Below are 10,189 nucleotides of genomic sequence, written 5' to 3'. Positions count from 1 at the left end.
CCATCTGCGCGTCGGTCAGCCAGAAAAGGTTGCTCATGCTCCAGTCTCCTCACGGAGATTGAATCAGGCCAAGTCTACAAAATCAATGGGTCCTGACCCTAGCTGGATCGCTGACGATGTCGCACGTCTGAGATACCACTGCGAAACCTGGTGGATCTTCTTCATCGAAATAGGCATCCAATCCTGTCCCGTCGGGGTTACCAGACAGGTCCCCGTATATGAACGGCCCTACGCCAAGGGCGAAGTCGCCCTGACGCCAAGCGCGCAGAATGCTTTGCCGATGAGGAGGTTCGCTCTCCGCCAAACTTGCACCTCATCAGCCTTTCCGGCGCGCATTGGCGGGCCGAGCACGCGTTGGACGAGCACTGGGCTCGACGTCAGTGGCAAGTTCGCCTTGCCACTTCGATAGCCGTTCGCCCAAGTCCTCTGGTCCCCAAGCAGCCACGGTTGACGCCGGCAGCGACGGAGCCGCAGCAGCTCGTCCCTGACCGCGCCCGGCCGCTTGCCTGACGGAAGCGAACTCGCCGACCTTAACGAGATCAATAAGGGCCTGGCCCTCGACAGACTCCTTGAGCAACAAGGCTCGGTTCGCTTCGGCACTTCCCCGGTCGATGAACCGGAGCACCGAGATGACCTCCCCAACCCGCCTGAGGTTCTTCTCGTCTATGGGTTTTCCGGCGGCCCAATTGTGCAGGGTCTTTGTGCTCACCACGATCATATCGGCAATGTGGTTCCAGGTGAGGCCGGACAGCTGACGCAGCTCACGGACCAACTCGACCTGCTGCGGCATCGTAGCAACGTGACGGTGAACATTCGCAAGGACGTCGAAGTTCGCGCTCGAGCCACGCGCAAAAAAGTCCCCGAGATGCCTCTCGAGCTTCCCCAAATTGAGAACATATCTGCGATCGCTGCGCCAGTGAATCGAATGCTCAGAATAGTTCCCGCCAAACGGGAAGATCGCCAGCGACGTATCTTCTTCGGCGGCCCGCGCCCAAGGATTGCCGTGATGTCCTGCCGGGGGCATGACTGTCAGCGCAATTGCCGTTAATGCGGTCTGCATCATCTGCTCCCCTCCCTGAAACGCTCCAGAAACCGCGCCTTCACACTCCAACGGAAAAACGCGTAGGCTCGGTCTGCCATAGTGTTGATCTTCGCAATCAGCGGGCCCGCGGTAAACCCATCCTCAGGCAGACCTGAAGTCGTAAAGGAGTCGATGTCGAGAAACCAACTCTGCACGCCGGTGGGTGGCGCCATATCCGGGTCATGGGTCGCGCCGGCAGGCAGAAGTCCCCACCGCGCCAAAAGCAACCCTTCGGCCGTCTGGCATTGCGCTTGCGAGGCAACCATCTGGACGCCGCTTCGTAGCGCTGCAGAAGACAAGCCCAGAAGTTCCGGCTCGACAAGGTTGCCCAAGTCATCAACGTCCGCCTGGCGATCGATCCTGTTCACATAGCGGAAGCCCACACGGGTCGCCAGAGAAGGCTGGATGGTGGTTGCTAGGGCATCGATGAGAAACTGAAGCCGATCGAGGAACTCTCTGCGCGACGTGTAATGCATCGTCTCGAGCGTCAGCGCAGACGGTGCAAGAGACAGCCGCCACTCGCGGCGAGGGTCGAACATCCGCCAAATCACTTCCTCGGCTAGGGTGCTTGCGACCCCAGCCCCGGCAAGGCTGACTTCGATCGACTGCGCAACATCGCGCTCGATCACCGGGAACTGCCGACGAACAGAGTTCTGGAAATCCCCGATGAACTGCTCCTTGCCGATATTGACAATCCGCGCGAACTGAACCTGACCCAAGACGCGGACCAGTGGCGCAGCATCAAGCTGTACCCGCTCGGGAGGCCGCCCGAAGAGCGGGTCCGCAATTCTGTCAGCCATTTTCTCCCCTGTTTCTCGTTGCGCGCAAGACTACACCATGTGAAGTAGAGTGTGAAGCGGGCAGTTTGGAGGTGGCTCTCTTGACAAAGGGTTGAGGGCGCGGGCGTTGCTGTGAGCTCGTACGCGCTGCTGCTCGGCCCACCATGCGCTAACCCAATATCTTGGAGGCAATCCCCTACGGGAAGTGGGGGCAGGAGGTGACACTGGCCCTGCTGATGGACGGGTTCCCGGAGGAGTGGGAGGCGCAGCGGGACGCCCTCCTGCTACCCTGAGATCGGGCAGGGTAACGACGGCCTCGACAGCCGTCTCACTTCCGCGGCGGCATGACGGGTCAACGCTTATGACCCTCGGTCGGTGAGCCGAGGGCGCTCCTCGCTCGGTCGACTTCCATCTGGCAGATGATGCAGACAACCGCTAACGTGCCAGAGAAAATCCGCAGCTGCCGGCGAAATTCGGCGGCATCGCAATAACGAAAGACTTGAAACAGGCAAATGGCAGTCAGGAAATCGGATCTCTATTCGTCGCTCTGGGCATCGTGCGATGAATTGCGCGGCGGCATGGATGCCAGCCAGTACAAGGACTACGTCCTGTTCATGCTCTTCATCAAGTACGTGTCGGACAAGTATGCCGACAGCGACGATCTGGAGCCGCCGATCACGATCCCCGCGGGCGCCAGTTTCCGCGACATGGTCGCGCTCAAGGGAAACCCCGAGATCGGCGACCTCATCAATACCCGGATCATCCAGCCCCTGGTCGACGCCAACGAGATGCTGGCGCGCACCGATTTTCCCGACTTCAACGATCCCAACAAGCTGGGCGAGGGCAAGGACAGGGTCGATCGGCTCACCAATCTGATTGCGATCTTCGAGAACCCGGAACTCGACTTCGCCCGAAACCGGGCCGACCACGACGACATCCTCGGGGACGCCTACGAATACCTGATGCGGCACTTCGCCACCGAAAGCGGCAAGAGCAAGGGCCAGTTCTACACCCCGGCCGAGGTCAGCCGGGTCATCGCCAAGGTCATCGGCATCTCGCCACGCAACACCGTTGCAGGCACCACCGCCTACGACCCCACCTGCGGCTCGGGCTCGCTCCTGCTCAAGGTCGCGGCCGAAGCCGGCAAGCGCATCACCCTCGAAGGCCAGGAGAAGGATGTCACGACCGCCGGTCTGGCGCGCATGAACATGATCCTGCACGACTTTCCCACGGCCAGGATCCTCGCCGGCAACACCCTGACCACGCCCCGGTTCCTCGACGGCGACCGGCTGCGCACCTACGACTACGTCGTCGCCAACCCGCCCTTCTCCGACAAGGCCTGGAGCACCGGCTTCAGCCTCGACGACCGCGGCGCGATCCAGGATCCGCACAACCGCTTCGAATGGGGCGCACCGCCGCGCAAGCAGGGCGATTACGCCTACCTCCTGCACATCATCCGGTCGATGAAGAGCACCGGCAAGGCCGCCTGCATCCTGCCCCACGGCGTCCTCTTCCGCGGCAATGCCGAGGCGGTGCTGCGCGAGGCGCTGGTGCGCTCGGGCTATCTCAAGGGCATCATCGGCCTGCCGCCCAATCTCTTCTACGGCACCGGCATCCCCGCCTGCATCCTCGTGCTGGACAAGGAGAACGCCGCCGCCCGCCGCGGCGTCTTCATGATCGACGCCGCGCGCGGCTTCCGCAAGGACGGCGCCAAGAACCGCCTGCGCGAGCAGGACATCCATCGCATTGTCGATACCTTCCGCAGGGGCGCCGACGTGCCCGGCTATGCCCGAATGGTGCCCTTCGACGAGATCGCGGGGCCGCGCAACGCCTTCAACCTCAACCTGCCGCGCTACATCGACAGCGCGGCCGCCGAGGACATCCACGACATCGGCGCCCATCTCGAGGGCGGCCTGCCCGAGGCCGACATCGACGCCCTCGCGCCCTGGTGGCAGGTCATGCCGGGTCTGCGGCGCGACCTGTTCGAGGCCCTGCGCCCCGGCTACCTGGCGCTGCACCCCGCGCCGGCCGACCTGCGCGCCGCGATCGAGGGCCACGCCGAATTCCGCGCCTTCACCGACCGCGCCGGCCGGACGCTCGCCGACTGGGCCGCCCGAGCCGAGGCGCGGATGCGCGCCTTCGGCCCCGGCCAGCACCCGCGCGACCTGATCGAAACCCTGTCAGAGGACCTGCTCGAGCGCTTCCGCCCCCTGCCGCTGATCGACGCCTATGCCGTCTATCAGCACCTGATGGATGAATGGGCCGCCGCGATGCAGGACGACGCCCACCTGATCGCCGCCGAGGGCTGGGTCGCCGGCGCCCGCCCGCAGGAGATGCGGCGCGGGGCGGCGCGCACCGGGCGCAGCCCCGCCCCCGGCGCCTATGCGGTGGGGCGCGCCCGCTACGCGTCGGACCTGATCCCCGCCGATCTGGTCGTCGCCCGCTTCTTCGCCGCCGAACGGGACGACCTCGCCGCCCGCGACGCCCGTATCGCCGCGCTCGAGCAGGAACTGGCCGAGCGGCTGGAGGAGGGGGCGGGCGAGGACGGCCCCCTGTCCGAGGTGATCGAGGGCGAGGGCGAGGCGCTGCGGGTGAACCCCCGCGCGCTGAAGGCCCGCCTGCGCGAGATCGAAGGCGATCCCGAGGCGGCCGAGGAACGCGCGGCGCTGGTGGCCTTCCGCACCGCGCAGGAGGCGCTGGACGAGGCCCGCCGCGCCCGCAAGGCGGCCGAGGATGCGCTCTGGGCCGCGGTGCATGACCGCTTCGGGCGGCTGACCGAGGCCGAGGTGCAGGATCTGGTGGTGGCCGACAAGTGGCTGGCCGCGGTGCGGGGGCGCGTCGCGGCCGAGATCGCGGGCGCGGGCCGCGGGCTGACGGCGCGGCTGACCCAGCTCGCCGACCGCTATGCCCGCCCGCTGCCCGCGCTGGAAGCCGAGGCCGAGGCGATGGCCGCCCGCGTCGCCGGGCACCTGCGCGCGCTGGGGTTTGGGGCATGAGCGCGGGGTGGAAGGAGACGGAGATCGGCCCCGTGCCCGAGGATTGGGAGGTGGTGACGCTGGGGGAGAGAGGGAATTTCTCCAAGGGAGGCGGTGTGCGCAAGGATCAGGCGAATAGCGGCACCTTGCCCTGTATCCGATACGGAGAGCTTTATACCAATCATCACGAGATCATTCGCTCGTTTCCCACTCGGATTTCCCCTGAAGTCGCAAGTTCCGCGCGACGAATTCGCTCCGGCGACGTGATCTTTGCGGGATCGGGCGAAACAAAAGAGGAAATCGGAAAATGTGCCGTCTTTATCGACGATTTCGAAGCATATGCCGGTGGCGATACGATCATTTTCTCGCCCAAGCGCGATGATCCCGTCTTCCTCGGTTACGCCTTGAACCAGCCGATTGCGCAACGTCAAAAGGCGGCGCACGGACAGGGCGATGCGGTGGTCCATGTCAGCGCGCGAGCATTGGCCTCGCTGACCCTCCCGCTTCCCCCACTTCCCGAGCAGCGGGCGATTGCGGGGGTGTTGGGGGATGTGGACGGGCTGATCGGGGCGCTGGCGGGGCTGATCGGCAAGCGGCGCGACCTGGCCGCCGCCGCCCGCGCCCGCCTGCTGACCGGCCAGACCCGCCTGCCGGGCTTCACCGCCCCCTGGCAGACCCGCAGGCTGGGGGAGGTCGTCAGCGTGCGAAACGAAAAAGTCGCGAGCAGCCGGTTCGAGAAGGGGCAGCCTTGCATCGAACTCGAACATATAGAACCTGAGACCGGCCGCGTGATCGGAGCAGCGGCAAGCGGAAGCTGGGGAGTGAAACAGAGGTTCAGGCGTGGCGACGTGCTTTTCGGGAGGCTTCGCGCCTATCTCAGAAAATACTGGCTCGCGGACTGCGACGGTTACTGCTCGACCGAAATTTGGCCGATCATTTCCAAACCGGGAACTCTTGACGTTCGGTTCGCATATTTCACGCTGCAACGATCCGAAGTGATCGACGCAGCCAGCCAAGCATACGGAACACATATGCCAAGGTCCGACTGGAGCGTGATTGCCAAACTCGAAATCCCGCTCCCCGACCTCGCCGAACAGACCGCCATCGCCGCCGTGCTCTCGGACATGGAGGCCGGGATCGCCGCGCTCGAGGCGCGCCTGGCCAAGGCCCGCGCGCTGAAGCAGGCCCTGATGCAGGCGCTTCTGACCGGACGGCGGCGCCTGCCGCTGCCGCCCCTTCAATCGGAGCCCGCCCATGCCTGACACCCCCCGCCCGCGCCCCGAACGCGCCACGCAGGACCGGCTCGCGGCCCTGATCGCAAGGGCCGAAGCGCAGGGCGGCCTCGGCTATCGGCCCTTGGGCGACTGGTCGGGACGGGCGGGCAACCGCGGGGTCGAGCCCGAACTTCTGCGCGCCAACCTGCGCGCCCGCGGCTATGCCGAGCCCGAGATCGCGGCGGCGCTGACCCGGCTGATGCAGGCCGTCGATGTGACGGGCACCACGCTCTACCAGGCGAACCTGCGCAGCTACACGCTCATGCGCTACGGCGTGCCGGTGCAGACGGCCGTGGGCGCGCCGCACCGCACCGTGCATCTGATCGACTGGGCCGACCCCGCCGCCAACGACTTCGCGCTGGCCGAGGAGGTGACGCTGAAGGGCGGGCACGAGCGGCGGCCCGATCTGGTCGTCTATCTCAACGGGCTGGCCGTGGCGGTGATCGAGCTCAAGCGCGCCTCGGTCGAGATCGGCGACGGCGTGCGCCAGCTGATCACGAACCAGGATCCGATCTTCAACGCGCCCTTCTTCGCCACCGTGCAGCTGCTGCTGGCGGGGTCCGATGCGCAAGGGCTGCGCTACGGCACGGTGGGCACGCCCGAAACCCAGTTCGTGGACTGGCGCGACGAGGCCCCGCCCGCGGGCGAGGCTGCGCCCGGCGCGCTGCTCGACCGGCCGGTCATGCAAATGCTCAGCAAGGCGCGGCTTCTGGACCTGATGCGCGACTTCGTGATCTTCGACGCCGGGCGCAAGAAGGTGCCGCGCCCGCACCAGTTCCGCGCCGTCAAGCTGGCGCAGGAGCGGCTGATGCGCCGCGAGGGGGGCGTGATCTGGCACACCCAGGGCTCGGGCAAGAGCATCCTGATGGTGCTGCTGGCCAAGTGGATCCTCGAGCGCGAACCCGAGGCGCGGGTGCTGATCGTGACCGACCGCGACGAGCTCGACCGCCAGATCGAGGGGGTGATGCGCAACGCGGGCGTGATCGGGGCGGATGCGCCCTCGCCCAGGGTGACGCGCCGGGCCGATTTCGTCCGCTGGCTGGGGGCGCCCGCGCCGCGGCTGATCTGCGCACTGATCCACAAGTTCGACACCGCCGATCTCTCGGGCCCGGCGCCGCCGGTGACGGGGCGCTTCTACGTGTTCGTGGACGAATGCCACCGCTCGCAGGGCGGCGAGATGCACCGGCAGATGAAGCGCTGGCTGGAGGGGGCGATCTTCGTCGGCTTCACCGGCACGCCGCTTCTGGCGCGCGACCGCCAGACCACGCGCGAGGTGTTCGGCACCTATATCCACACCTACAAGTTCCAGGAGGCGGTGCGCGACAAGGTGGTGCTGGACCTCAAGTACGAGGCGCGCGACGTGCCCCAGGCGCTGACCAACCCGGCGGCGGTGGATGCCTGGTTCGAGAAGCGCACGAAGGGGCTGAACGGCTTCCAGAAGGCGGTGCTGCGCAAGCGGTGGGCGACGATGGAAGAGCTGATGAGCTCGACCAACCGCAAGCGTCGGATCGTGGACGAGATCGTGATGGATTTCGACACCAGGCCTCGGCTCTCGGACGACCGCGGCACGGCGATGCTGGTCGCGGCGTCGATCCGGGATGCCTGCGAGTATTTCCGGCTGTTCCACGGAACGCGGCTGGGCCCGCATGTCGGCATCGTCACCTCCTACGAGCCCAACCACAACGCGATCTCGCGCGAACCTGCCAACAGCGACGAGCGTTACAAGTACGACACCTACACGCAGCTTGTGCTGAAGGACGGCCAGAGCACGACCGCCTACGAGACCGAGATCAAACGCCGCTTCATCGAGGAGCCGGCGAACACGAAGCTGCTGATCGTCGTCTCGAAACTCTTGACCGGGTTCGACGCGCCGAGCTGCACCTACATCTATCTCGACGACCGCCTGCGCGACCATACGCTGTTTCAGGCGATATGCCGGACCAACCGACTGGACGGCGACGACAAGGATTACGGCTACATCGTCGACTTCAAGGAGCTTTTCGGTGATGTCCAGCATGCCGTCGCGGTCTACAGTTCCGACGAGCTCGATCCCGATGCCGGAAACGGCGGGGACAACAACGTCACCATCCGCAACTGGCTCGAGGAGGGACGCGAAAGGCTCGAAGCGGCGCGCGAGGCGCTCCATTACCTCTGCGACCCGGTGCCGCCACCCCGTGAGATCGAGCAGTATCTGCATCACTTCTGCGGCGATGCCGCGGACCCTGCGGCGCTCGACCGAACCGAGCCGCTGCGCGTGTCGTTCTACCGCTCGGTCGCGACGCTGGTGCGCGCCTTCGCGGCGGTCGCAAGCCATCTGGACGAGGCGGGATACGACGCGGCCGCGCAGGCGAAGCTGACGAGGGAGGTCGAGTACTACAGCGACCTGCGCGCCGCCATCAAACGTCACTCCGGCGAGGAGCTGGACATCAAGCCGTACGAGGCGGACATGCGCCACCTCCTGAACACCTATGTCCAGGCTGACCAGGCGCAGGTCCTTGGCGCCCTGTCGGAAGTTTCGCTGACAGAAGCGATTATCGAGACGGGCATCCACGACGCCATCGCGCGCAAGCTCAACGAGAAGGGCAAGCTGTCTCGGAACGCGGTGGCGGAAGGCATCATCAACAACATCCGCAAGACGATCATCCGCGATCAGCTCGCCGATCCCCGCTTCTACGACGAGATGTCGCGACTGCTCGAGGAGCTCATCCGGATGAGCCGGGAGAGCGCCGAGGCCTACGAGGCCTTCCTGCAGCGTGCCGAGCAGCTGGTCCGTCAACTTGCGGGGCGGTCCGGTCGAGACAACTTGCCCACTGCGGTTCACGGCAATCGGGAAGCCGCGGTGATCTTCGGCAATCTGCCGAAACTGCCCGCGACCATCTTCGTCTGTCCCGCGAGCGAGGAGGAGCGCGCAAACCTTGCCTTGGCGATCGATCGTGCGGTCCGTGACCATGCCCCGGCCGGATGGCGGGGCGACGCAGTGCGCGAGCGCGAGGTCAAGAATGTCTTGTTCCCGCTGCTCGGGCGGGATCGGGATGCCACGCTCGCACTGTTCGAGATCGTTCGCAACCAGGCAGGTTACTGATGCAGGACGAGATCGAGATCGGTGACCTTCGGATCCGTGTGACACGAAAGGATGTCCGGAACGTCCACCTGACGGTCCATCCACCCGATGGACGGGTCACGCTCGTCGCCCCCCAAGGCACAGACCTCGGAGCAGCCCGTGCCTATGCCATCACGCGGCTCGGCTGGATACGGAAGCAGCAAATCCAGCTTTGCGCCCAGGCGCGCGAGTCGCCCCGGCAGTTCGTCGGGCGGGAGACCCATTTCCTTTGGGGCCGTCGCCACTTGCTGCGTGTCTCGGTGGCAGACGCAAAACCCGAAGTGAGGCTCGACCATCGCACGATCCACCTGCGCGTGCGGCCCGGCACCACCACCGAGGTTCGGGCTCGCATCATGCACGAATGGCATCTTCGGCTCCTGCACGAGGTCGTGCCGACCCTGATCGCAAGGTGGGAGGCTCGCCTCGGCGTGCGCGTCGAGGGCTACTTCCTGCAGCGCATGAAGACCCGATGGGGCAGCTGCAACCCGATGAACCGAACGATCAGGCTGAACACCGAGCTGGTGAAGAAGCCGCGCGACCTTCTCGAATACGTCATCATCCATGAAATGATCCACATTCTCGAGCCCACACACAGTCCGGCCTTCTTCGAGATGCTGAGCCGGCACTATCCCGGTTGGTCGGACGCCCGCCACGAATTGAACGCGCTCCCGATCCCGCAGATCTGAGCGTCACGCCACACTGGCGAAGGTTCGATCTTCGTTCCGTCTCGGCCTGCTGCCTCTGTCGTCGGAGTCAACAGCTTTGCACCGCTTGCAGCTTCATGATTTCAATGGCTTGCAGGCACTGCACCGCCTGCAGTCAAGTCGACAGGTGCAGAGAATTCGGGGCCGGAGAGAGCAATTTCCAGCTTTCAGGTCGCACAGCGGTGCTCAGCCCCTCCCGCATAACCCCCGAAAACAACGGAAAAATCCGGCCGCAGCCGGATCGGGAGAACGCTTTCTCTAGGGCAAGTGGCGGAG

General features: G+C 65.5%; 6 protein-coding genes. 4 read left to right on the top strand and 2 right to left on the bottom strand.

Annotation, left to right across the window (positions count from 1 at the left end; all coding sequences use genetic code 11):
- Nucleotides 1-316 precede the first annotated feature (316 nt).
- Nucleotides 317-1,063, bottom strand: a complete 747-nt coding sequence (locus tag EZM81_RS17445; protein ID WP_136646654.1) for a hypothetical protein — start codon at nucleotides 1,061-1,063, stop codon at nucleotides 317-319.
- Nucleotides 1,060-1,881: a TIGR04255 family protein gene (locus EZM81_RS17440; RefSeq protein ID WP_136646653.1), complete on the bottom strand. Its 822-nt coding sequence runs from the start codon at nucleotides 1,879-1,881 to the stop codon at nucleotides 1,060-1,062. The genes EZM81_RS17445 and EZM81_RS17440 overlap by 4 nt, the downstream gene beginning before the upstream one ends.
- 491 nt (nucleotides 1,882-2,372) lie before the next feature.
- Here EZM81_RS17440 and EZM81_RS17435 point away from each other — a divergent pair, with 491 nt between their 5' ends.
- Genes EZM81_RS17435 through EZM81_RS17420 form a run of 4 tightly spaced genes read left to right on the top strand, consistent with a single transcriptional unit; the run spans nucleotide 2,373 to nucleotide 9,895 of the window.
- Nucleotides 2,373-4,856 carry a class I SAM-dependent DNA methyltransferase gene (locus EZM81_RS17435; RefSeq protein ID WP_136646652.1) on the top strand — a complete coding sequence of 828 codons (2,484 nt, stop codon included), beginning with the start codon at nucleotides 2,373-2,375 and terminating at the stop codon, nucleotides 4,854-4,856.
- Nucleotides 4,853-6,097, top strand: a complete 1,245-nt coding sequence (locus tag EZM81_RS17430; protein WP_136646651.1) for a restriction endonuclease subunit S — start codon at nucleotides 4,853-4,855, stop codon at nucleotides 6,095-6,097. The genes EZM81_RS17435 and EZM81_RS17430 overlap by 4 nt, the downstream gene beginning before the upstream one ends.
- A complete protein-coding gene (locus EZM81_RS17425; RefSeq protein WP_136646650.1) occupies nucleotides 6,090-9,191 on the top strand; it encodes a type I restriction endonuclease subunit R in 3,102 nt (1,033 codons plus the stop codon). Before EZM81_RS17430 ends, EZM81_RS17425 begins: the two co-directional genes overlap by 8 nt.
- Nucleotides 9,191-9,895, top strand: a complete 705-nt coding sequence (locus tag EZM81_RS17420) for a M48 family metallopeptidase (protein ID WP_136646649.1) — start codon at nucleotides 9,191-9,193, stop codon at nucleotides 9,893-9,895. The genes EZM81_RS17425 and EZM81_RS17420 overlap by 1 nt, the downstream gene beginning before the upstream one ends.
- The last annotated feature ends 294 nt before the right edge of the window (nucleotides 9,896-10,189 follow it).

Source organism: Tabrizicola sp. YIM 78059 (assembly GCF_004959785.1).
GTDB classification, from domain to species: Bacteria; Pseudomonadota; Alphaproteobacteria; order Rhodobacterales; family Rhodobacteraceae; genus Tabrizicola; species Tabrizicola caldifontis.
Note: the sequence above shows the minus strand (reverse complement) of the source record. Positions and strands in the feature narration are given on the sequence as shown.

Coding starts and splice junctions, on each gene's coding strand:
- EZM81_RS17425 (WP_136646650.1), top strand. CDS start 6,090: ATGCCTGACACCCCCCGCCCGCGCCCCGAACGCGCCACGCAGGACCGG.
- EZM81_RS17435 (WP_136646652.1), top strand. CDS start 2,373: ATGGCAGTCAGGAAATCGGATCTCTATTCGTCGCTCTGGGCATCGTGC.
- EZM81_RS17420 (WP_136646649.1), top strand. CDS start 9,191: ATGCAGGACGAGATCGAGATCGGTGACCTTCGGATCCGTGTGACACGA.
- EZM81_RS17440 (WP_136646653.1), bottom strand. CDS start 1,881: ATGGCTGACAGAATTGCGGACCCGCTCTTCGGGCGGCCTCCCGAGCGG.
- EZM81_RS17445 (WP_136646654.1), bottom strand. CDS start 1,063: ATGATGCAGACCGCATTAACGGCAATTGCGCTGACAGTCATGCCCCCG.
- EZM81_RS17430 (WP_136646651.1), top strand. CDS start 4,853: ATGAGCGCGGGGTGGAAGGAGACGGAGATCGGCCCCGTGCCCGAGGAT.